The 22,749-nt window shown below is 53.8% G+C and carries 18 protein-coding genes; 14 read left to right on the forward strand and 4 right to left on the reverse strand.

The window, feature by feature from the left end; genetic code table 11:
- The first annotated feature begins 2 nt into the window (after nucleotides 1-2).
- The 7 genes from B0D71_RS18715 (at nucleotide 3) to B0D71_RS18750 (ending at nucleotide 11,619) form a co-directional block, all read left to right on the forward strand.
- Entirely contained in the window at nucleotides 3-1,880 is a 1,878-nt protein-coding gene (locus B0D71_RS18715) for a TniQ family protein (protein ID WP_103396074.1), read from the forward strand.
- Nucleotides 1,881-1,909: 29 nt separating this feature from the next.
- Entirely contained in the window at nucleotides 1,910-2,137 is a 228-nt protein-coding gene (locus B0D71_RS32195) for a BPSL0761 family protein (protein ID WP_338066721.1), read from the forward strand.
- A 244-nt stretch (nucleotides 2,138-2,381) separates the two neighbouring features.
- Complete coding sequence (locus B0D71_RS18725; protein WP_103396076.1) at nucleotides 2,382-3,143, forward strand: SIR2 family NAD-dependent protein deacylase; 762 nt, start codon at nucleotides 2,382-2,384, stop codon at nucleotides 3,141-3,143.
- A gap of 958 nt (nucleotides 3,144-4,101) precedes the next feature.
- Entirely contained in the window at nucleotides 4,102-4,614 is a 513-nt protein-coding gene (locus tag B0D71_RS18735) for an HAD domain-containing protein (protein ID WP_103396078.1), read from the forward strand.
- Nucleotides 4,615-4,952: 338 nt separating this feature from the next.
- A complete protein-coding gene (locus B0D71_RS18740) occupies nucleotides 4,953-9,833 on the forward strand; it encodes a DEAD/DEAH box helicase (RefSeq protein WP_103396079.1) in 4,881 nt (1,626 codons plus the stop codon).
- A 409-nt stretch (nucleotides 9,834-10,242) separates the two neighbouring features.
- The gene (locus B0D71_RS18745; protein ID WP_103396080.1) at nucleotides 10,243-10,497 is read left to right on the forward strand and encodes a hypothetical protein; all 255 of its coding nucleotides are present in this window, start codon (nucleotides 10,243-10,245) and stop codon (nucleotides 10,495-10,497) included.
- Between the two features lie 75 nt (nucleotides 10,498-10,572).
- Nucleotides 10,573-11,619 carry a reverse transcriptase family protein gene (locus tag B0D71_RS18750; RefSeq protein WP_103396081.1) on the forward strand — a complete coding sequence of 349 codons (1,047 nt, stop codon included), beginning with the start codon at nucleotides 10,573-10,575 and terminating at the stop codon, nucleotides 11,617-11,619.
- An 11-nt stretch (nucleotides 11,620-11,630) separates the two neighbouring features.
- On the opposite strand, the gene B0D71_RS18755 is transcribed toward B0D71_RS18750, so the two are convergent.
- Nucleotides 11,631-11,861 carry a hypothetical protein gene (locus B0D71_RS18755; RefSeq protein WP_103396082.1) on the reverse strand — a complete coding sequence of 77 codons (231 nt, stop codon included), beginning with the start codon at nucleotides 11,859-11,861 and terminating at the stop codon, nucleotides 11,631-11,633.
- A gap of 248 nt (nucleotides 11,862-12,109) precedes the next feature.
- On the opposite strand from B0D71_RS18755, the gene B0D71_RS18760 reads away from it, so the two are divergent.
- Nucleotides 12,110-13,651, forward strand: coding sequence for a tetratricopeptide repeat protein (locus tag B0D71_RS18760; RefSeq protein WP_165798729.1), 1,542 nt, complete (start codon nucleotides 12,110-12,112; stop codon nucleotides 13,649-13,651).
- Nucleotides 13,652-13,899: 248 nt separating this feature from the next.
- Here B0D71_RS18760 and B0D71_RS18765 read toward each other — a convergent pair whose 3' ends face one another.
- Nucleotides 13,900-14,091: a hypothetical protein gene (locus B0D71_RS18765; protein WP_103396084.1), complete on the reverse strand. Its 192-nt coding sequence runs from the start codon at nucleotides 14,089-14,091 to the stop codon at nucleotides 13,900-13,902.
- A 189-nt stretch (nucleotides 14,092-14,280) separates the two neighbouring features.
- On the opposite strand from B0D71_RS18765, the gene B0D71_RS18770 reads away from it, so the two are divergent.
- From B0D71_RS18770 to B0D71_RS18790, 5 genes are all read left to right on the forward strand, one after another.
- Nucleotides 14,281-16,389: an AAA family ATPase gene (locus B0D71_RS18770; protein WP_103396085.1), complete on the forward strand. Its 2,109-nt coding sequence runs from the start codon at nucleotides 14,281-14,283 to the stop codon at nucleotides 16,387-16,389.
- Nucleotides 16,390-16,538: 149 nt separating this feature from the next.
- Complete coding sequence (locus B0D71_RS18775; protein WP_103396086.1) at nucleotides 16,539-17,570, forward strand: helix-turn-helix transcriptional regulator; 1,032 nt, start codon at nucleotides 16,539-16,541, stop codon at nucleotides 17,568-17,570.
- 82 nt (nucleotides 17,571-17,652) lie between these two features.
- Entirely contained in the window at nucleotides 17,653-18,846 is a 1,194-nt protein-coding gene (locus tag B0D71_RS18780) for a hypothetical protein (protein WP_103396087.1), read from the forward strand.
- A 127-nt stretch (nucleotides 18,847-18,973) separates the two neighbouring features.
- Entirely contained in the window at nucleotides 18,974-19,687 is a 714-nt protein-coding gene (locus tag B0D71_RS18785; RefSeq protein ID WP_103396088.1) for a hypothetical protein, read from the forward strand.
- 157 nt (nucleotides 19,688-19,844) lie between these two features.
- The gene (locus B0D71_RS18790) at nucleotides 19,845-20,054 is read left to right on the forward strand and encodes a hypothetical protein (RefSeq protein ID WP_103396089.1); all 210 of its coding nucleotides are present in this window, start codon (nucleotides 19,845-19,847) and stop codon (nucleotides 20,052-20,054) included.
- 130 nt (nucleotides 20,055-20,184) lie between these two features.
- Here the strand turns inward: B0D71_RS18790 and B0D71_RS18795 are convergent, their stop codons facing one another.
- The gene (locus tag B0D71_RS18795; RefSeq protein WP_103396090.1) at nucleotides 20,185-20,754 is read right to left on the reverse strand and encodes a hypothetical protein; all 570 of its coding nucleotides are present in this window, start codon (nucleotides 20,752-20,754) and stop codon (nucleotides 20,185-20,187) included.
- 87 nt (nucleotides 20,755-20,841) lie between these two features.
- A complete protein-coding gene (locus B0D71_RS18800; RefSeq protein ID WP_103396091.1) occupies nucleotides 20,842-21,264 on the reverse strand; it encodes a hypothetical protein in 423 nt (140 codons plus the stop codon).
- 237 nt (nucleotides 21,265-21,501) lie between these two features.
- Between B0D71_RS18800 and B0D71_RS31885 the strand changes: the two genes are divergently transcribed.
- On the forward strand, nucleotides 21,502-22,638 hold the full coding sequence (locus B0D71_RS31885; RefSeq protein ID WP_240635713.1) for a hypothetical protein: 1,137 nt from the start codon (nucleotides 21,502-21,504) through the stop codon (nucleotides 22,636-22,638).
- Nucleotides 22,639-22,749: the final 111 nt, after the last annotated feature.

The raw sequence follows: 22,749 nt of genomic DNA on the forward strand, positions 1-22,749 counted from the left end.
CCATGTTTGGCCTTTTGATAAATCCTGAGCCGGAGCATGACGAAAGTTTGCTGGGTTACCTGCATCGCTTAGGGATATGTAATGGCCTATGGAATGGTGAGCTCGTTAAGCTATTCAAAGGTCTTACAGATGAGGAAGTTAGCTCGTGGTTGGGTCAATGTCGTAAGCCACCAAGTTGGTATGATGTAATTAAGGAAATCAGAAAGCCAAAATTCAATAATCAAAAAGTTTGGACGTTATCGTATTCTAAATATTGTCCTGCTTGCCTAGCTTTTAGTTGTTATTGGCGTGAGGTATGGGACTTCACCCTCTATACGGTCTGTACAATCCATGCAGTTGAACTTCTGTATGAATGCCCGATTTGTCAAGCAAGGGTTACGCCAAAAATACTTTATACGAGGACCTGTGAAAACTGTGGGTCATCTGTATTTTCAGAAAAGTCAGCTATTACTGAAGTAGATGAATCGAAATTATGGCTTTCGAAGGAACTTAAAAGGCGTTTGAAGAATAGGTTTAATGAAGTTTCGATAAATATGAATTCCTTAACATATAGTCAGTTCCATTTTTTAGCTGTTCGCTTTGGAGTGCGAGCGTTAAGTCGTAAATGCCATATGAACATGACAGTTGCATCAATGGCCTCTCAAATCGTAGTTCCTGTTCTAGCCAAGTCGGCTGGACAGATTTTGATGGGCTGGCCCGAAGCATTTCATGATTTGCTTACTGATCTAATGCAACGTCGTAGACCAAATCTATCATCAAAATTAGGTGCTGCATTTGGGCTAATCTACAATGACATTTTTTTATCACTGACTGACCGATGTTATGATTTTGTTCGTCTTGAATTCGAGAATTACGTTGTTAAAAACTGGACGGGCCCCCTGGCGATGCGGAATCGGCGGTTGAGCGAATGTACGCTGATTGAACATCGCTGGCTTCCATATAATAAAGCGGCGGAGATAACGGGTCTCCCCAAAAATTTTCTTCGAAGAATGTATTCTTCAGGTGAACTCGACGCTCGTGAATTTAGCTATTCCTGTGGTAAAACTGTTACGGTGGTAGATATTGAAGAGGCACGGAAGCTCTCTTCAATTGCACGTGAGCCCCTAAATTTGCGTGAGGTATCTCGTTTATTATGCCTTAGCAAAAAGCGCGTTGAACAACTTATAACCGCTAAATTATTAAAGTTTGTCGGTGGAGTACCGCAAGCTGGTGAAAGATGGCTTATCGACTATGCCTCGATAGCTGCTCTAGCTCCTGATGAGTTTCTAACATTCGCACGCGATGACTTCAAAACGATATCTCAAGTCGCAAAATACTACCTTCCGACATCTGGTGGTTTGGTAGAATTAGCTAACGCGATTAAGTCAGGTGAAATTTCAGTTTTTTGCAAAGAGGAATCTGAGTTTTTGAATTTTGGCAAATGGCTCATTGATCCTGGCGAGCTTGGACGAAAAGCTATCAAACACTCTATTTCATCACACACACGGAGCATGTCCGTCACCGAAGCGGCGAAGATGCTGGGTGTAAAATCCGAAGTGTGTTACGCCCTCGTCCGTATCGGTCGACTTCGTAGCGAAACTGTTCAATGCTCTAGGCGGGCGGCAAAGGTCATAACGCTCGGAGCAGTACAACATTTCAAGCGTAACTATATTCTTGCCCCGGAAGTGGCGAAGGTCTTGGGGGTATCAGTCGTTAATGCTTTATCTCATTTGCGAAAAAGAGGTTTTTTTCCCGTCGTTGGCCCTTCTCTCTCAGATGCACACTGCCGGCAGTATGTATGGCGTCGAAGCAAAAAACTCGTAGCTTTTCTATCCTCTACAGCTTCGCTTTGCGACCCGCTTGAGCTCCACACACTCACGCCTCGCCTTGCTCTGGACTGACGATCTCACTCGTGGAGTATTAAATGACGATGCCATTTGAACGGACCAGGTCCGTCGCACAAACTCACGCGTTCCTGACGGAGCTTGCTCGCGACACAGAAGTGCCCGAACGCATTAGACGAAACGCTCATTTCCTTTTACGTCACTTTCCCACTAAGCAGGATGTTCTGCAGGCTGGCCGTATTGAAGAGCAAGCGAAAAAATTAGGGATAGGTACATTTGGTCCCGTTTTTTGCTCATCAACCGAAGATTGGTAGACTGCCATCACGACGGGTCGCTACCTACCGGTTCTGTTGAAAAAGTGGGATTTTCAGCTGGCCTGAACCCAGGCGCGGTTACCGCTACGGCGTCGGGCTAGCAGGCCTGCCGGAGCTTGACGATCTCGAGCAATTGTTGCGCGGAGTTATGCCCAGGATGCATTAGGTAGGGGATCAACGGAAAGCTCAGGAGCCGCGCCATTCCCTGTAATGCAAAGCGGGTAGGTAGGAGACGATTGGTACAATGACTGTCATAGAGCAAGCTGTAGACGCATTGCAGAAGGCCAAAAAGGTGGTCTTTTTCACGGGCGCCGGTATCTCCGCCGATAGCGGTATCCCCACGTACCGCGAAAAACTTTCTGGGATCTGGACAGGCTACGATCCTCGGGATTTAGAGACGGCCAAGGCCTTTCGGGAAAACCCAGCATTGGTGTGGGGATGGTATCTGTGGCGGCGTCTCCGGGTTGCTCAAGCAGAGCCCAATGCGGCACATCTTGCGGTATCCCGCATAGCTGACTCACAACGTCAAGTTTCTGTTATCACTCAGAATATTGACGACCTTCATGAGCGAGCCGGCTCGTTGAATGTCGTGCATTTGCATGGCAGTTTGGCATTCCCCAAGTGCTTCGCCTGCCATCGGACTGCGGTAATTTCACCCGATCAATCCGCTTTGCCGGATCACGGAGCTCTGATCGAACCTCCACGGTGTCAGCGTTGTAACGGAAAAATGCGTCCTGCGGTGGTCTGGTACGGAGAAGATCTGCCGTCCCAAGCTTGGAAGGCCGCAGTCCACCTGGTTAAGGAATGCGATCTTCTGATCTCCGTTGGCACCTCTGGGATCGTTATGCCTGCCGCTGGCCTTCCCGACCTTGCGTTGGCGTCTGGCGCTTCGGTTATACATGTGAACAAGGCTGACGTCGCCATGGGTGAGCATAAGGAGTTCATGCTGATGGGGGCTGCCGCCGACGTACTGCCGATGCTGCTCAGAAGGATAGAGACGGGTTAATCCTGGAGATTTGAGCTGTGACGCTGCGTGTCGAGCGCAGATTTCTGATCCGCTCGTTTAGTCCACGACAGGCGTAGGAAAGTGTGTTGGACGCTTACGAATAGGGGTTTTATAGGGGATTATAGAGCGATTATAGAGCGATTATAGAGCGATTATAGAGCGATTATAGAGCGATTATAGAGCGATTATAGAGCGATTATAGAGCGATTATAGAGCGATTATAGAGCGATTATAGAGTGGTACTGGCTGGCACTGCGCCGCTGATATAGGTCTACCCGTAGCCCCGATGTATCACAGACCCAATTTCCCCCCCTCTTCAAATACCCACCCGAAGTGAGGTTCTGACAGGAAGTAGCTCAATCCGGAATCGGCCGTTGGTCACTTCTGACCGATGAACAAAGGGAAAGGGCTCGGAAACCGAAGACTATTCCTCCCGAGCGCTCGCTGTGTTTCTTCAGGCAAAGCTTTGACCTCGCTGGATGCCGTATCGAGATGCTTTCACGAAGAGAAACATGTAGCACGATGATCGGTTGAAATCCATTCAATCAAAAGGTTTCGAATTCCTCTCTTCGTCCTCTAGCGATTTAAAGCTTCTGGGGCGGGCCGGTGGGCCAGACCCGCGAAGTGCTGCCTTTATGGTATCCGCCGCACGCTCAAGCTCCGCAGGGGATGCAGCATAAACAGCTGCTATGAGGCGATTGCGAGCGTGCATTCTAATTTCCAGCGCGTGCAGGAACTCTTGCTCTTCGAGTGACCGCGCTATCTTTATCATTTTCAGGCCTTCGGTGATTACACCAAAATTGAGGCTATCACAGGCACTGCCGGCCCCAGGCGCTGATTTTTGACGAATAACTCCTCACCCACAGAAACCACTGGAGAAAGCAAAGTGAGTGGAGAACACGCCATGATCCATCGGTCTCAAGCCATTTGGTGAGGGCCATTTACGGGAGAAGCATCGGTGCAGAGGAGTACGCACATCCTTTTTCTTGATTTTGATGGCGTCTTACACCCCGACGCCGTCTACTTGTCACGCCAAGGGCCGACACTGAAAGCCGAAGGTACGCTTTTTATGTGGGCGCCAATTCTTGCCAAACTACTCGACGATTTTCCAATGATCTCGTTGGTATTGAGCACTGGTTGGGTCCGGCATCTTGGCTATAAGCGAGCACTTGGCTTTCTACCTCTTGAGTTGCGAGAGCGAGTTATCGGTGCCACGTGGCATAGCTCGATGGCCAAAGGCTGGGTGGATGAAAACCAATGGGACGGGAGGACAAGATACGACCAGATCTGCCGCTACGCTGCCCGCTCAAAGCTTCGGCACTGGATCGCCCTTGATGACGATGTACAAGGATGGGCAGAGGGGGCAGCGCAACATCTCATTGCCTGCGTACCCGACCTTGGGCTCAGCTCCGCCCAGACCCAAACAGAGCTTCAAAGATGTCTGAGGGAAATGTGTTCGTTCCAAGGGTAGCCAAGCAACAACGCATGTCTGGCTCGGGGCCAGTCTCCAATGATTTGATGGGCGACCTAATGGGACAACCTTGCGGTTTCATCGAAACAAATCGCATCCTTGCTTGGCTGCTTGGCTGCTTGGCTGCTTGGCTGCTTGGCTGCTTGGCTGCTGTAGGTGGGCAAAGTTATTTGTCACATCGGTCAAAGTTAAGTGGTTCGACCACAGTTAGTGGCTAAAAAACCCCAGTAGATCTCGTATCTCCTGGGGTTTTTTGGCTGCTGATAGAGGCGTCTATTGGTAGACTGGAAAAATTTTGCGCCCAGACGTGCGCTAGCAGTAATTAAAAGGAATTCTTCATGTCCGCCTTATCTGCCCTGCTCGGCACCTACCGTTCAGCCTCCGTCACCGAACGTGAAAAAGGCACCTACTTCGAAGAGTTGATCTGCGCCTATCTGCGCAACGAGGCCACCTACCGCGACCTCTACGACCAGGTGTGGACGTATGCAGAGTGGGCCAAAGAAAGAGGCCTGAGTGGCAAGGATGCTGGTATCGATCTGGTAGCCAAAACCCGAGGCACAGACGAGTACCATGCCATCCAATGCAAGCTGTATGCAGAGGACTATAAAGTCCAGAAGAAGGACATCGACAGCTTCTTCACCGCCTCGGGCAAAGCGCCGTTCACGCACAGAGTAATCGTCACCACAACCAACAACTGGAGTGAGCACGCCGAGGATGCCTTGCAGGGCCAGCAGCCCCCTGTCAGTAAAATCGACCTGCAAGCACTGGAAGACAGTCAGATTGACTGGGCGAAGTATCAGCCCAAGCAAAGGATTGTGATAAAGGCCAAGAAGCAATTACGCGAGCACCAGCAAACAGCGCTTAATGCTGTGGCAGCAGGCCTCAAGGACGCCGAACGTGGCAAGCTGATCATGGCCTGCGGTACTGGCAAGACCTTCACCAGTCTGAAGATTGCCGAGCAGCAGGCTGGCAAGGGCAAGCGCGTACTTTTCCTAGTGCCCAGCCTGTCGCTGTTGTCGCAGTCGCTTACCGAGTGGACGCAGGAAAGCGAAACCCCGCTCCACAGCTTTGCCGTCTGCTCGGACAGCGACGTTGGTAAGAAGCGCAAGGTTGAAGACGACGCCGTTCAAGTCTTCACTCACGAGCTGCGTTATCCGGCCACTACTAAGGCTGATCGTCTCGCTGCGGAAATGCCTAAACGTCACGATGCGGAACACATGAGCGTAGTGTTTTCAACCTATCACTCCATCGATGTGATCAGCCGTGCCCAGCATGAGCACGGTCTACCAGCTTTCGATCTAGTGATCTGCGATGAAGCGCACCGCACCACTGGCGCGACATTTGGCGAGGATGATGAAAGCACCTTCGTGCGCATCCATGATGCAGACTACATCCGCGCCGCCAAGCGCCTGTACATGACTGCCACGCCTCGTATCTATGGCGACAATGCAAAGATTAAGGCCGAGTCCGGCGAAGTCACCCTCTGCTCGATGGATGACGATGCGCTGTATGGCAAAGAGCTATTCGTCATCAACTTCTCTGAAGCCGTTCAGCGCGGCCTGCTCACCGACTACAAAGTGCTGGTACTCACCGTCGAAGAAAGCGCCATCAGTCGCCGTCTCCAGGACTTGCTGAGAGACGAAGACAACCAGCTCAAGGTCGACGACGCGGCCAAAATCGTCGGCTGTTGGAAAGCGCTGGCCAAACAGGGGCTAGCCGAGCAGTTGGTGGGTGACGGCGAGCCAATGAAGCGCGCTGTGGCGTTCTGCCAAGTCATCTCGCCCAACTACAAGGGCACCAAGCACAAGGTCAGCTCGATCAACATCGCAAGCATGTTTCAGTCGGTGGTGGAGGCTTACCAGGAGTCTGAAGAAATCGACGAAGCTTCGCGAATCATCTGTGAGGCCGAACACGTCGATGGCGGCATGAATGCCAGCCAGAAGGAAGCCAAGCTCAATTGGCTAAAGGAAGAAGCTCCAGCTAATACCTGCCGCATTCTCAGCAACGTGCGCTGCCTGTCAGAGGGGGTGGACGTTCCGGCGCTGGATGCCGTGCTCTTCCTCACTCCGCGTAACTCACAGGTGGACGTGGTGCAATCGGTGGGCCGTGTGATGCGCAACGCACCGGGCAAGAAGCGCGGCTATGTGGTGCTGCCTGTGGTCATTCCAGCTGGCATGGAGCCTCATGAAGCCCTCAACGACAACCAGACCTACAAAGTGGTTTGGCAGGTGCTCCAGGCGTTGCGCTCCCACGACGACAGTTTCGACGCAATGGTCAACAAGCTCGACCTGATCGGCTCAGACCCGCGCAAGATGGAAGTCATCGCCATCACGGACAAGGCTGACAAGAAAGCGAAGAAATCCAGCGGTACTAGCAGCGGCAAGGCCGGCAAAGGCCAGTATGGCATTGGCGAAAAGCGCCCAAAACACGATGCCGAAGGCCAAATGACCCAGCAAGCCGAGTTGACCTACGAAGTGGGGGAAATCGAAAAGGCCATCTACGCCAAGATCGTCGATAAGTGCGGAAACCGCCATCACTGGGAAGACTGGGCCAACGACATCGCCAAGATCGCCCGTACACACATCGACCGCATCCAGGGTATCTTGGAGAACCCGGTTAACACCCAGGAAAAGGTAGCTTTCAACGCCTTTGCCGCCGAGCTGCGTGACGACCTTAACGACAGCGTCAGCGATGGCGAGATTGTCGAAATGCTCGCACAGCACCTGGTTACCAAGCCGGTGTTCGATGCGCTTTTCGACGAACACAGCTTTGCCAATCACAACCCCATGTCCAAGGCTATGCAGGGTGTGCTGGACGCGCTCCATGAACACCACCTGGCCAAGGAAGCCGACACCCTAGATAAGTTCTATGCCAGCGTGCGTCAACGCGCTGCCGGTATCAACAACGCCCAGGGTAAACAGAAGATTATCGTCGAGCTGTACGATAAGTTCTTTCGTAACGCATTCCCCAAAATGACTGAGCGCCTAGGCATCGTTTACACACCGGTCGAGGTGGTGGACTTCATCCTTCACAGCGTCAATCATCTACTGCAACAGGAATTCGGCCAGACCCTCGGCAGCAAGGGCGTTCACATCATTGACCCTTTTACCGGTACAGGCACCTTCATCACCCGCCTGATCCAGTCGGGGTTGATCAAGCCGGAAGAGCTATCGCACAAGTACAAGCACGAAATTCACGCCAATGAGCTGGTACTGCTGGCCTACTACATCGCCACCATCAATATCGAAGCGGCCTACCACGGCGAAGTGATCGACGAGTACACGCCGTTTGAGGGCATCTGCCTCACCGACACCTTCCAGATGTATGAGAAGGACGATCTGGTAAACGCCCTGCTGGAAGACAACAGCGCCCGCCGTAAGAGGCAAAAGGAACTGGATATTCGGGTGATCGTGGGTAATCCCCCGTATTCAGTGGGTCAGGGTGATGCCAACGCTAACAATGCCAATGTGGGATATCCATCATTGGACGCACGTATTCGTGACACCTATGCCGCACGCTCCAGTGCGAACAACAAAAACGCCCTATACGACAGCTATATCCGTGCCATCCGCTGGGCCAGTGATCGTATCGGTAATGCTGGCATCATCGGGTTTGTCACTAATGCCGGTTGGATCGAGGCAAATACCGCCGACGGCCTGCGTAAATGCTTAACCGATGAGTTTTCCAGCCTTTATGTGTTCCACCTACGTGGAAACGCTCGTACTTCGGGTGAAACGCGGCGCAAAGAAAAAGACAATGTTTTCGGCATGGGCAGCCGAGCCCCGATTGCCATTTCTCTTTTGGTTAAAAATCCCAGCGCTACTGAACAAGGCCAGATTCATTTTCAAGATATAGGCGACTATCTCAGCCGCGAAGAAAAGCTGGAAAAGATTGCTAACTACGCCAGCTTGGCCGGTATCGAACAGTGGCGTCATATCACCCCCGACGAACACGGAGACTGGTTGAAGCAGCGTGATAGCAGCTTTGGTCAGTTTATTGTAATCGGGGACAAGAAAAGCGACGGCCTCAAAATATTCGACAACTATTCTGGCGGTGTTCAAACCAACAGGGATGCTTGGGTTTTTAACTATTCAAAAACATCGCTTATACGCAACGTGGGCAGTTTGATCGGAAAATATTGTTCAGAGTTATCTCGATTCAATGCTGTTCATTCCGTTGCCGAAAGGCATACAAGAGAGCGTGTGGCTGCTGATTTCCTTGATAAGGACTCCACACTTATCAGCTGGTCACGATCACTACGAGCTGACGCCATCAAGAACAAACCACTCGGTTTTGATGCCGAACGGATAACAGTCTCGACGTATAGGCCATTTACGAAACAATGGATGTATTTCGACAGACGCTTGAATGAGATGGTCTTGCAAATGCCGAGGCTATTCCCGGTTCCGTCTGCGCAGAATTTGATAATCACTTTCAAAGAGCGCTGGAGTGGTGATGGCCAGTTTGCGCTGATAACCAACTCTATTTTGGAGCAGCAGACAGATGGAGGGGCGCAGTGCTTCCCTCTCTACCTTTACGACGAAGCCGCCCAAGCCTCAAAAGACGACCTCTTTGCCGAGCAAACTGAAGGTGGATTGCGCCGTCGTGACGCCATCACAGATTCAGGACTGGCTCACTTCCAAGGGGCTTATCCTGGCGAGCAAATCAGTAAGGAAGACCTGTTCTATTACGTCTACGGTATCCTCCATTCCTCCGACTACCGCGAACGCTTTAACGACAACCTGAGCAAGGAACTCCCGCGCATTCCAGCAGTGAAGAAAGCCTTCGATTTCTGGGCTTTCAGCAAAGCGGGCCGCGACCTGGCTGACCTTCACCTTAATTACGAAACCGTCGAGCCGTACCCATTGAGCATCGAAGCCAAGGGCACGCTGACCAATGCGGATTACCGCGTGGAGAAGATGAAGTTTGCCAAGAAGGGCGACAAGACCACTGTCATCTACAACCACCGCATCACCATCAAGGGGATCCCCGAGGCGGCGTGGGATTATGTGGTCAACGGTAAGGCTGCACTGGACTGGGTGATGGAGCGCCAAGCTGTGCGTACAGATAAAACCAGCAACATCGTCAATGACGCCAACGATTGGGCCATCGAGACCATAGGCAATTCAAAATACCCGCTGGAGCTGTTCCAGCGCGTGGTGACGGTAAGCCTAGGAACCATGAAAATCGTGCAATCCCTCCCTCCCCTCGACATCTGATTCGCATATGTCACCGGCCATTAGACATGGCTGGTGACATTTTTTCAGGTTGAAAACCTTCTCCCTGTTCTGTAGAACTGTCATTGCTGGGTGTTACCGCCCAGGTGCTCTTTAAACATGGTTATGAATCGGGTTTGCAGTTGGTGGTCGGGAAACTGACCAGCTTTGGTGTTCTCCAGAGCTACCTTCGCCCCACACCTGTCGTCACCCCGATGTGCTCAGCGCTGAGGGTTTCGTGGCAAACGTCACGAGGCTGTCAGCGACGCTCCTTCGGTTAATCGACAGAAATGCGGCGGACGGCTTATCAAGGATTTGATAAGCAGAACTGTGGTTTGTAGCGGCATCTTCAAAGTTCCATTCGGCCCGGAATACCTGGCGGCGGAGTAATCCACCGTAAGGAACTGTAACCATGAAGAAAGTAAAGAAAGCTGTCGGTATTCGTATCGATCAGCACATGCACAACACTGAAGATGCCCGCGTTAAAGTGGAAGCAGCCCCTCAGCAGAAAGATCACAAGTGGGGAAATCGTCTAAAGACTTTGTCTGTCAAGGCAGCCAAAGTGGCCAAACGTATTCCGTACTACATCTGGATTTTGGAAAAGGCTGTGATTGCTTGGGATTGGATCTGCGAAAATGCAGAGACAATTTTTGAGGTAATCTCATGACGCAACAAACCACATCATTCGAATTCTAGTGAGGCCGATCCAGTGATCGGCCTCACGTCATTTCGGGGACAGGAAATGGATGCTCCGCTTTATCCCTTCAAACCGATCTACAGCCTGAAGGCGCTGTCGTTGACCCTTGGCGAACCCGCCGAACTCCTCGAAAGTTTGGCCAAGCGCAGCTCCAACTTGTACCGTCATGTGCCGCAAACCAAGAAAGACGGCACTCCCCGTGATACCTATGATGCCTACGAGCCGTTGAAAGCCATTCAGCGCAAGATCGTTGATCGACTACTGGCTCGCGTTCGCTTTCCAGGCTATCTCCATGGCGGGATCAAGGATCCGGTTAAACGCCGCAGTATTTATTCCAATGCGCACATCCATGGTCGTGCTCAGTGCGTGGTGCTGCAGGACATTAAGGACTTTTTTCCGTCCATCAAGACGCAGCATGTTCAGCAATTGTTCGTGGGCTTGTTCGGGTTTTCCGAAACGGTGGCAGGCATCTTGGCGCTGCTGACCACCCGCCATGGCGTGGTGCCGCAAGGAGCCAGCAGCAGTGGCTATATAGCCAACCTCGTGTTCTGGGATATCGAGCCGGCATTGGTGGCCAAGTTGAATACGCAGGGGCTCAACTATTCTAGGTTCGCGGATGACATCACCATCACATCCACTAAGCCCCTCGATTCATCAGCGCTAACAAGCATCGTCTCGGCAGTCACCAACATGCTGGCGCAGAAGGGCTGCTACCAGAAGCGTTCAAAGCTGCATATTCGCAAGCGCGGACAAACGGTGCTCTCCAAAAATGGATTCGAGCCTTTGACCGTTACCGGCTTGACGATCTTCAACGCAGTCCCAGGCATACCTAAGGCCGAGCGAAAGGCGATTCGGTCAGCCGTGAAACAGTTGGAAGATCAGGCAACGCAGGGTATGACTTGGTCAGAGCTGGAGCCTTTGGTTCGCCGTGTAATGGGCCGTGTGGGGCGCTTGATTGCCTGTGCGCATCCCGAAGGTGACCGCCTGAAACAACGATTGCATGCACTCAAAGCCCGCAGCCAGGTGGCGCTATTGGATCGCTATGCGGCGGCACTGCAAGACGCGACGGTTACAGGTCAGATACCTGGTTAATGCGACTTTCATTAGAGTTCGACCGTCAGCAGCTTGATGCCCACGCCTTCGCAGAACCGTCCCACCGCCGTCAGTGAACGCCAATACCTGATCGGTTCGCGCCGCGAGCGTACCGGTAGCCACTTGGCACCGAGGCGCAATTCCAGGCGCCAGACCTCGCCCTCCCGCAGCACCCGAAACTCGCGCGCCGCCCCGGTTTCGACCAAAGCCTGCAACGTCTCCTGCTCGATGGCCCGTTTCATCACCCGCCCTCGCTTGCCTTAACCAGTCCCCGGTAGTCCGGTATAGCGCAGGTGGCGGCGTGGGTGGCCGATAACTGGTGAGTGGCTGCCACCACCCTGCCGGACGTGGGGGGCAATTGACCATAATCGCCAATTACACGTTGCGCGTTATCGCAGGCGCGCCACCTTCACTAAGTGATAGCCTTTTGCAACTTATCGCTGGGGCTTACGCTCAAGCACCTTCAATGCAGATCAGGGAGCGGTCATTCGTGAACAGTCTTCGCCAAACGGCTCAGCAGGGCGATGCCTCTGCCCAGTACACCCTTGGAGCTATGTACGAAAACGGTGAGGGTGTCGTGCAGAACGTTGTGACAGCGGCCAGTTGGTACCGCAAGGCCGCCAAGCAGGGCGATGAATGGGCTCAATACACCATGGGACGCATTTATGAGTGTGGGCAAGGTGTCCCGCAGGACATGGCGAAAGCGGCCAGCTGGTATCGCAAGGCCGCCGAACAAGGCGTCGACTGGGCCGAGTATGCGCTGGGCGATCTGTACAAAAAGGGCAAAGGCGTTCCGCAAAGTTTTGAAGTGGCGGCAACGTGGTACCAAAAGGCCGCCGAGCAGGCACTTGCGGAGGCTCAGTATGCCTTGGCTCGTCTTTACGAAGATGGCGAAGGCATTACTCAGGATCTGGTCAAAGCCGCCGCGTGGTACCGCAAAGCCGCTGAACAAGGTGATGCTTCTGCTCAGGACTCCCTGGGCGACCTATACAAGCAGGGGGATGGCGTCCGGCAAAGCTTTGAAAAAGCTGGCGCTTGGTACCGTAAAGCCGCCGAGCAGGGACATGCCTGGGCCCAACTTTCTCTCGGTGAGCTCTATGAGAAGGGCGATGGGGTGAAGCAAAGCTCCACCAAAGCATTGGTTTGGTATAACAAGGCCGCCGACCAAGGGAATTATTTCGCGCAACACGCTTTGGGCCGTCTGTATGAGAAGGAAGAAAACTTCGCGCAAGCGGCATCGTGGTATCTACAGGCTGCGGAACAGGACTACGAGTGGGCCCAAGTTGCGCTGGCTCGTTTGTACGCGCATGGACGAGGGGTTTCGCAGGATTTCGCGAAGGCCGTGGGTTGGCATCGCAAGGCCGTCGAACAGGGCGATGCCTGGGCTCAAAATTCCTTTGCGAATCTTTACGGCAAAATTGAGCCCCAGAACTTTACCGAGGCGGCAGTTTGGTACCGTAAGGCCGCTGAGCAGGGGTATGAACCTGCCCAGCATTCCCTTGCTGAGTGTTATGCGGAGGGACGAGGTGTTCCGCAAGACTTTGCCGAGGCGGCAGTTTGGTACCGTAAGGCCGCTGAGCAGGGGTATGAATTAGCCCAGCATGATCTTGCAGAGTTATATACGAAGGGACGCGGTGTCCCGCTGGACTTCGCAGAGGCCGCAGTGTGGTACCGCAAAGCCGCTGAGCAAGGTTATGTTTGGGCGAAGTACAACCTCGCACGCTTGTACAAAAAAGGACGAGGTGTCCCGAAAGACTTTGCACAGGCCGCAGATTGGTACCGCAAAGCCGCTGAGCAGGGGCATGCCTGGGCCCAATACGTTCTTGGGGGGCTGTACAAGAATGGTGAAGGCGTTACCCAGGATTATGAATGCGCCTATGTTTGGCTCTCGCTCTCCATTAAGAATGGCGTTTTTATGAATGGCGTAGGTAAGTTACGGGACGCGGTAGCCAAAGAACTGTCGACTGCGCAGTTTGAAACGGCTAAAGGCGTATTGGCCGAGTATTTTGAGCTGTATCGAGCTCGTCGGTGATCGGCTTGGCAGACGTGCCGGCACATCCACTACACAGACGAATGGCTCATGTCAGCGAAGGTATATCGGCTGGACTAAGCGCATGATCGCGGCTTAACGCCTTTGCAGTGCAATGCGGCCGCCAACTAGCAAGCGATTCACCTGATCAGAACGAGATCACGATGCGATTGAAAGGTGGGGAGTCTACTTCCTGGCCGGCAGGTACTAAGCATGCACAGTGCAGGGATAGTTGGTTGAACTCACTGCAGCTAAGGCTTTTTTTCCATCTCTTTACGGAGCTCGCGCATCGCGTGCATCAGTGTTTGGTTGTCCAATATTGGGAGTAGTTTTTCCATGGCCTGCTCGGCGGAGATCCCTTCAGGCACAAACCATTGAAGCATGATGCCTTGCGCCTGTTCCAAGGTGGACAGAGCAATTTGGCTGGGGGTGGGGATAGTCACGGGCAATGTCCTTTTGGCGTAGGTGACTCGGAGGGTAGCAAGAAAGATATGCACGGTTGAACCATCTACAACGCACAGATGATCGCAAGCTGTCGCTAGACGAGATTAGAGCTGCTTCCATATGGTTGCGACATAAGATGACGCGCTCCTGCGCCAGAATGACGCTACATTCGGTACAGGATATGCCTCATGCCCATACGTCGTCGTTCGGCCAGTTCTACCACCCTTCGCGCATCAGGGCCACACTCCTCCGATACGTGTGCGCTGTCCCTGAAATGGGTGTTTATGCTGATGCTCGATCTCGGCGGACACCGAAACTTCATTCAGCGGCATCATTTCAACGACGATGAAATCGCTGCAGAACTCGGCCTGCAAGAGTTGGTGGATGCCGATGATTTCAGTCCGGCGCCGGCCTTGCGCCGACTCAAGCGCGAGCGCCTCGCCTTCGACTTGGCGTTCCCTGTAGTAGGTTACCCAGACAGGCTGCAGGCGAATGTACAGGCGCTGGGCCAACTGATCGGGTTAGATGCCATCGAGCAGCGCATACTGGCTTTCTGCGTACTACTGCATACCGATCCCTGCCTCAACGATGCCTCAGACCAACTCGGTGCGCTCGGTTTCAACCGAACGATGAGGGTACTGTCCACACTTCTCGATATCCCTCAACAGGATGTTGCTCCCTACCTGGCCAATGAGGGGCGGTTAGCGCGTGCCGGACTGATTGAGGTCAATGCGCGATCCTGCACCGTGAGTACCCTCAGCAGCCGCTTGGTCATTGAAAGCTCTGATTTTCTCCAGCAGTTGCGCTTCAGCCATGGGCAGCCCATTGAGCTGTTCAAGTATGCCTTCCGTCTCAGCCCGCCCGGTCATCTGAGCGAGAAGGATTACCACCATCTGGGACGATCTCTTGAAATTGCCACCATCTATCTGAAAAAAGCCTTAGCCGAAGGCCGTCGTGGTGTGAACATTTTGTTGTACGGCCCGCCCGGCACCGGCAAGACCCAACTCAGTCGCCTGCTTGCCCGCTTGCTCGGGGCTTCGCTCTACGAGATCGCCTGTACCGACAGCGACGGCGACCCAGTCAGCGCCCATCAACGCCTGTGCGCCCTGCGTTCGGCAATGAGTGCGTTGCAGTCGCAGAAGGCCCTATTACTGCTGGATGAAATTGAGGACATCTTTGACACCTCGCCATTGCCTTTTTCTGGCAAGAGCAAAACCCAGAAAGGCTGGATCAATCGCATGCTGGAAGAGAACAGTCTGCCCTGCTTCTGGCTGAGCAACGACATTGAGTGCTTGGACAACGCCTACATCCGCCGCTTTGACGTGGTCATCGAACTGCCCAACCCACCCAAGAGCCAACGGGAACAAATTGTCCGAGAGTGCGGTGGCGACCGGCTGGGCGAGGTACTGGTGGAGAAACTGGTCGAGCATGAGGAGATGACCCCCGCCGTAATCGCCCGGGCGGCTCGTATCGCACGTAACCTGCACCCACGTGCGGGAAAGCGCCTGGATGCCACGGTCGAGTGCCTGGTTGATGCGACGCTGAAAGCCCAGGGCTTCGAACAACTCGGTCGTCACCAGGTGCAGCAGCTGCCGAGCTACTACTCCCCGAGTCTGATCAATGCGGATATTTCCCTCGACGGATTGATTGATGGCCTACGCAAGCACCCGGAGGCGCGCCTGTGTTTTTATGGCCCGCCGGGGACGGGCAAGACGGCCTTCGGTCACTGGCTCGCGCAAGAGCTGAAGAAACCGCTGATGGTGCAGCGGGTGTCCGATCTCGTTTCACCTTTTGTGGGCACGACTGAGCAGAACTTGGCCAAGGCCTTCGAGAAAGCCAGCGATGAGCAGGCGGTATTGCTGCTCGACGAAGTGGACAGCTTCCTACAGGATCGGAAGAAAGCCACCCAGAGCTGGGAAGTCACGGCGGTCAATGAAATGCTCACGCAGATGGAGAGCTATCGAGGGCTGTTCATCGCCTCCACCAATCTGATGCGCGACCTCGACGAAGCCTCGCTGCGCCGATTCGATTTGAAGATTCATTTTGGCTTTCTGAAACCCCTTCAGATCCAGACGCTGTTCAATGCACATCTACAAACCCTAAAACTCAAGGATCCCGCCAAGACCAGCGGCTTGCGGCTCTCGAGGGAGGTCAACCTGACTCCAGGTGATTTCGCCCTGATTGCTCGGCGTGCGCGCTTCAAGCCATTTGCCAGCGCAGAAGAGCTTGCTCAAGCCCTGCTTGCGGAAAGCCGCCTCAAGATGCCTGTGCAGCGTCCTATCGGCTTCGTGAACTAGCTGTTTCTACCCGGTCTTCTGCCACTGGGAAAGGTTGAATGGTCGAGCGAGCGGATGTCCGCGTTAGCTGGTCGCCATAATGTCCAATTGCCACGTATATTGGTGAGGATCATCATGCTTGCCTCACTACAACTGACAGGGAGCCAGTCTTGCCATCTTCATCAGTACACGACGCCACAACCCGGCAATGGGATCTGCTGCAGAAAATCCCTTCTCGTAGCCCTGGGCTTACCACGACGGAATTGCTGGATGGAATGCAGGAGGCTGGTTACCAAGTCAGTAAGCGCACCATCGAGCGTGACCTGGTCGCGCTATCCAGACTATTCCCCCTGCAGTGTAACGATAAAGGCACCCCTTATGGATGGTATTGGGCCGAGGGGGCCAGTGTGAGCTTGCCAGGCATAAGCATGGGCGAGGCCCTGAGTCTTGTCTTGGTCGAAGATGCGATCCGACCGCTCTTGCCAAGTAGCATGTTGAGGGCATTGGAGCCGCGCTTTCGGTTCGCCAGGAAAAAACTGGAAAGCCTGGCGCAGGACAACCAGACAATACGCTGGCTGGGCAAAGTAGCGAGTGTCAGCCCCGATCTGAGCCTGCTGCCACCGAATACGCCGGAAAAAATTCTGGAAACCTTGCAGGCTGCTTTGTTGCAGGAAAAACAACTGCAATGCCGCTATTACTCGGCCCACAACGATAAGGAACGGGAGCTGGTGCTCAATCCTCTGGCCTTGGTGCAGCGGGGCCCCATCACCTATCTAATCGGTACGTCGCCACCCTATGCCGATGTCCGCCAGTACGCTGTCCATCGTTTTCGCCAAGCCGAAACTCTGCCGAGCCCTGCCCTGGGCCTGGATGACTTCAATCTGCAGAAGTACCTGGCCAGCAATGCCTTGCAGTTCGGCAGTACGGTCAAAATCAGCCTGCAGGCCCGGCTTAGTGACAGCCTAGCGCGCTTGCTTCGGGAGACGCCTTTGTCGTCCGATATGACCCTGGAAAAACTCCCGGAGGGTTACCGTCTGCGGGCCACGATCAGTGATACGTGGCAATTGCAGTGGTGGATTCTTTCCCAAGGCGACGCCTTGATAATTGAAGCACCGCAAAGTCTGCGTCAGCAGATCGCCGAAAAACTCAAGCAAGCGTCGACACAGTATGAGTGCGCTCACCAGGTGAGCTTGGAAACCTGAACCTAACGTACAGCCACGATTGGCTCGCTTTCAGCGATCCATACGTTCTACTGCGGCATAAGGCTTTTTTCTGGAGCGTCCAATGAGTGAACTCTTCTCTTTCCTCTCGTCTGCACTACTGGATCGGGGCTTTTTAATCGAAACCGTCGGACAGGATATTTACCTGACTGATAATGCGTATTTGCACGACTACAAGAGCGGCAGTCGCCTTAGTCTTCCAGCCGGCCACGACCAGTCGGATAGTGAGTTTCTTCGGGAAATGCTCGAACAACTCGATCTGGGTGGCCTAAAAAGAACATCGTCCGCCAACCGGCCGTTACGTCTGGATGCAGGTGATCAGCGCCTCGTGCCTTGGCAAGTCGAGAAGCTGTTTTGCTCTCGGCATGTTCAGCGGGAGTCCGGCGGTAATCTGTTCGAGGTACGACCAAGTAACTTCAAACGCCGTATGCATGGCCAGAAGATTTCTGTCGCCGTACTCGACACGCATGTTGCCCTGCTGGTCAAAGGGTTGTCTGCGGTAGGTTGTTTCACCTACTCGGCGTGTGAAGGCCATGAAAACCATGCAATGTGGGGCAACACTCCACTGCATGTGGGGCTCATCAGTGAAGCCAACATGGCTTGGGCCGCGCAGCTATTGGCGGATGCCAATATGGCGGGTATCGAAACGCCAGACTTGCTCATTCAGGGCGACATGTTGCGGGAAGACCAAGTGTCGGTCGACAGCGAGCAGCGCGACCTGCATAAGGTTCGGCAACAGGCTGTCGCTCTGGGCCGCTATCTGTACAGCCACCGGCAGCAACTCCGTAGCAAGCGTTTGTCCTGGGCAGAGCAGTACCAACCTCCTGTTACACAGGATGTCGAGAAAGATAGTGAGCACAGACTGACTGAAGGAAAACCGCGACGGTTTCGTGTCCGCCTGGTCGATGCGGATGACTATGCCATCGAATTCACAATCGACAACTACAAGACTCTCGAGGTGGAGTGCCGAAAAGCATTAAAGGCATGGTTGTTACTCAGACGAGACTCCGCACCTGCCCATGTGTCAATACGGGCCGCCAAGCTGGAGACCACGCTTGAGTGGAAAACCCCGTGGGGTGACTCGAAACCTGTGTGGTTGAAAGTCTCTCCTGTGGAAGCCAAGCAACGTAAAGAAAGTGAGTTGAAAATCCTGACGCGACGCCGGGCGAAGTCAAAAAGTGACTCCAGAGAAACCAGTTGGTTGTTACTGTGGATGGGGATACGGGAAGCCTTTCCTGAGGATTTTGTTACAACATGACGTGTCACGACTCTAAGACCCTTTAGGTTCGTTAGGCTGGGCTTGATCGTACTCTAGATCAACGGCCTCAGTATTATATTAAGTGACCATAGATTACTTTGGTAGGTTCCAAAAGGATGCTTTAACTATGAAGCGGCAACATAAGTCAAATCGTGCAATTCTGGTATTAGAGTGCCCATGGGAGTTGGACACTGATGACTCGAACCGGAGTAGTGTGCTGCCCTTTGTCGAAGGGATTGCTAAGTATGCCGGCGATACTGAAGTCTATCACGCAAATTTTTACGATAAGAGTAGTTTTAAGAAAGCTTTAGCATATCTGTGCAAGTGCCGCTTTGAGAGCACCGTGGTATATATTGCAGCCCACGGCTACAAAAAGAAAATTGCGGGTATTGATATCTTTGATTTGCTATTGGAAATTGGGAAATATTCGAAATCCAGCAATATCACCGGAATCATGCTGGGCTCATGTTTTGTCGGAAAAGAAACGACATCCATTCAAGTTTGCATCGAAGGCACAAACATTAAATGGTGCGCAGGTTATGCCTCCAGTTGCGAATGGCTCACGGGCACCATGATTGACTGCTCAATTATGGCCGCGCTGCTTGAGTTGGACGACGAGGATTTTGGTGACCGGGACAATGTAATTGGAGAGTTGGCTTCTGCCCTCAGCCCCTTTTCGAAAACCTTTGTGATTGGCGATGATTACAAGGGAGCGTCGGTTACCTTGGAGGATTCTATTCAGTTCGTCGTGCAGGCTACTGGACAAGGCAACCGGGCCCGAACGGTTACTGAAGATGTCTTGGACGCTTACGAGTTTTTTCAAGAGTATGAATCTGCATAAAGCATGGTGTTGTGTGTTTCAGCTCGGGACTTATCCATCCAGTGTCTGCTCCTCGGCGCTTTAGCGCCGGGCGGTACTTCGATTCAACAGCTGGTCGTTCGCCCCCTTCCTCGGCAGACTGCCGAGTGCCTACGGCTTCCTCCACGGAGGAAGCACAATGCCCAACTCAGACCTACTGGCTTCAATGCTGTTCAAGATCAACGAAAATCAGCTCGCACTGGAAGCGGCCATCATGGAGCTTACAAATTGGGTAGAGAAGCGCGGATCTGCTGAGGTAGCGGACAATATCCGCAGCGCTCTCGCTGCGATAGACCGAAACGAAGAGTTCATCAACATGACGCTCGCTGTGACTCTGGCATCAGAGTGACTGAATTCTCCGCGAACGGATCCGAAGAGCAGTCCATTTGGTAGGCCGGACACGCAAGTAGAAGGCTGTTCGTCCTATGGTCGCGCGACAGGCAGCGGATGGGCGCACTCAGACGCCGAAGGCGCGTGGCTCACGCCTGCGTTGTCGGCGTCAGCAACTGCGTTTCGATTTGAAACGCCTCCTCCACCGACAAGCCGTTCATGATGTTTTCTATGATGGCCTCTCGCAGGGTGCGAATGCCGCTCGGATAAACGTTCGCCGGGTCGTGGAAATGGGCAGCCATCAGCTGTTTGGCTTTTTCACGGGGTATGCGACGAAGGGGCGTGACCGTTTTTTCGCTGTGCTGGCCGTATAGGTCAAACGCTTGATCGACCGTGGACCAATCGAAAGCAAAACAGCGATGTTGTTCGGCGGGGCAATCGTGCTGCCACATGGCACTGCCGGGGTACTGATTTCCGGCGCTGACGATGATCAAGGTCAAACGCGGCAGGTCGCGCTCCGCCACAAAATCGTAGATCACCCAGAGAATTCGTCCCATCCGCACCGGAATCAGATTGGCCACCCGCTGATCATCCGGGTAACGGGCTTGAGCGCGCTCGATCAACTGGCCGTAGGTCAGGATCTGCTGGGCGGTGGCGAGTTCAATGAGCAGCGGATACAGCAGTCGGGAGAGTTGGATATCCAGCAATGTACGGGCCATGGCGCATTCCGTTGAGGGTGTTGAGTGAGGCAGCACGGTTCAACCGCGCTTTAGTGTGAGCGGGTCACCGTGCCGAGAGCGAATGGGCTATTCCAGGGCCAGCTCAATGGTGACTTTACCATCGGAGGTCTCAAGCTTTACGATAGTGCAAGCGTTGAGGCCGATACCTAACAGGGCCTCCAGTCCCTCTTTGACACAGGTTTGCACCGCCAATGGGGTCACGGCGCGCAAAGCATCGGCGGCGTTGCCTGCGGGCCGGACGGCAGCCCCCGCCGGTGCAGTGATGAGGGTCTGGGCAAAGTTCACCAGGGCTTGGACCCGTGAGGCTTGGCCCGAGTTGTTTTCGCGCCAGCGGCGCACGCCCTGTTCGGTGACACCTGCCTCTTCGCCGATTTTTTTGTAGGAGAGGTGGGTGTGAGATTTGATGCTCTCGACCAATGCGGCGGTGCCATGGATCAGGTCACCCTCGGTGGTGAGTTGGCTCAGTGCGGCTTGGATGGTGTCGACCATGGGGCTTATCCTGTTGGGTAAAGTGTTGATATGGTCGGCACGGTACTTTAGCTGTTGGTGTGTGTCAACACTTGTTTATCAACATGTTGGTTTACACCTGTGTAGTGGTTACCCTGTGACGTGCGAGGCAGGCTTGGGCCCTAGCGTGTGATCCGAGGGCTCGACCGCTGTCTCGGTGCGCTTCTGGGTGGGGCCGGCAGAGTCGAACCGCGCTGCGCATAATCGAGGATCGGTTAAATGGTGGAACGCTATGACCGGGCAACGCTGCTGGAGGAGGTTTGGTCTGAGCCTGTTCAGGTGGTGGCGCCCCGCTACGGGCTGTCCGACGTGGGGCTGAAAAAGCTCTGCACGCGCCTGCAAATCCCCACCCCGCCGCGCGGTCATTGGGCCAAGGTCAAGGCGAGTAAGCGCGTATCCCCGCGCCCCAAACTGCGCGAATACACCGGCTATCCCGGTTATTTATATCGCCCCTCCGCACAACCTTCTGTTCAGGATCCGGCCGCCGGAGTCGTCGATAGCCGACTTCAGCGCGTGCTGAGTTTTGAGCAGCAGCCGGAAAACCAGATAGTGGTACCCGAGCGTATCAAGGTATGGCATCCGGTGGTGACTGCTGCTCGCGAGGCATTATTGCGACCATTCATCGATCAGCGCGGCATGCCGCAGACGCGCGGCAACGGGCTGAATATTTCAGTTTCTCCCGCGCTACAGAGTCGCGCACTGAAAGTGGTGGACACGCTGCTAAAAGCCTTGGAGAAGCGGGGGTATACCGTTCAACAAGGGCAGCACCGAGTTGAGATTCTGATATTTGGCCATGTCCTGCATTTGCGCTTGTTTGAAGCGTCACTGCGCTCCCAATATGAGCCTACCGCCAAGGAGCTAGCGGCCCAGGCCAAAGGGGAATGGAGCTTTTGGGCGAAATGGCAGTTCACACCCTCCGGCAGGCTGCAGGTTTTGGTCAATGAAGGTTACGGAGGGAAAATTGTTGACTCAGACAGCCGGCCAGTGGAGCTGCAGCTCAATAAACTGGTTGGGCTAATGGCCGCCAGAGCGGTGGAGTTTTTAGTCCGCGAAGAGCGTCAGGCAGTTGAAGACGCCGAGCGTCAGCGAGTTCGTGACATTGCGTTGGAGGGAAAACGTCGACAGGACGCCGAAAAGCAGCGGTTGGCGAAACTTGAAATTGATGCGCAGAACTGGAAGCGTGCGCAAGTCATTCGTGAGTATCTCAATGCTCTGGAGCAAAGCGCCGAACGGCAGGAGCTTTCTATGGAGCAACTCGAACTACTCCGTTGGGGACACGCCAAAGCGGACTGGATTGATCCCCTCAAACCGGATGTGGTGGACGTGTTAGACGAAGAGATTGTGATTCCTCGATAGGCAAGGTGTGCTTCTGCAAGGCACGTTAGTCGCTCCGATGTGCGCCTAACGTGCCTCGAGGAGAAAGAGTTCGCCTATAAGCTGCGCCCTTTCTCTTTGTCGCTATTGACT

The sequence above is a fragment of the Pseudomonas laurylsulfativorans genome (assembly GCF_002906155.1).
Classification (GTDB): Bacteria; Pseudomonadota; Gammaproteobacteria; order Pseudomonadales; family Pseudomonadaceae; genus Aquipseudomonas; species Aquipseudomonas laurylsulfativorans.

Excerpts from the sequence above, each read along its gene's own strand:
- B0D71_RS18740 (WP_103396079.1), top strand. The coding sequence starts at position 4,953 with ATGTCCGCCTTATCTGCCCTGCTCGGCACCTACCGTTCAGCCTCCGTC.
- B0D71_RS18800 (WP_103396091.1), bottom strand. The coding sequence starts at position 21,264 with ATGGTCGACACCATCCAAGCCGCACTGAGCCAACTCACCACCGAGGGT.
- B0D71_RS18725 (WP_103396076.1), top strand. The coding sequence starts at position 2,382 with ATGACTGTCATAGAGCAAGCTGTAGACGCATTGCAGAAGGCCAAAAAG.
- B0D71_RS18755 (WP_103396082.1), bottom strand. The coding sequence starts at position 11,861 with ATGAAACGGGCCATCGAGCAGGAGACGTTGCAGGCTTTGGTCGAAACC.
- B0D71_RS31885 (WP_240635713.1), top strand. The coding sequence starts at position 21,502 with ATGGTGGAACGCTATGACCGGGCAACGCTGCTGGAGGAGGTTTGGTCT.
- B0D71_RS18780 (WP_103396087.1), top strand. The coding sequence starts at position 17,653 with ATGAGTGAACTCTTCTCTTTCCTCTCGTCTGCACTACTGGATCGGGGC.
- B0D71_RS32195 (WP_338066721.1), top strand. The coding sequence starts at position 1,910 with ATGCCATTTGAACGGACCAGGTCCGTCGCACAAACTCACGCGTTCCTG.
- B0D71_RS18770 (WP_103396085.1), top strand. The coding sequence starts at position 14,281 with ATGCCCATACGTCGTCGTTCGGCCAGTTCTACCACCCTTCGCGCATCA.
- B0D71_RS18750 (WP_103396081.1), top strand. The coding sequence starts at position 10,573 with ATGGATGCTCCGCTTTATCCCTTCAAACCGATCTACAGCCTGAAGGCG.
- B0D71_RS18745 (WP_103396080.1), top strand. The coding sequence starts at position 10,243 with ATGAAGAAAGTAAAGAAAGCTGTCGGTATTCGTATCGATCAGCACATG.
- B0D71_RS18715 (WP_103396074.1), top strand. The coding sequence starts at position 3 with ATGTTTGGCCTTTTGATAAATCCTGAGCCGGAGCATGACGAAAGTTTG.
- B0D71_RS18790 (WP_103396089.1), top strand. The coding sequence starts at position 19,845 with ATGCCCAACTCAGACCTACTGGCTTCAATGCTGTTCAAGATCAACGAA.
- B0D71_RS18785 (WP_103396088.1), top strand. The coding sequence starts at position 18,974 with ATGAAGCGGCAACATAAGTCAAATCGTGCAATTCTGGTATTAGAGTGC.
- B0D71_RS18795 (WP_103396090.1), bottom strand. The coding sequence starts at position 20,754 with ATGGCCCGTACATTGCTGGATATCCAACTCTCCCGACTGCTGTATCCG.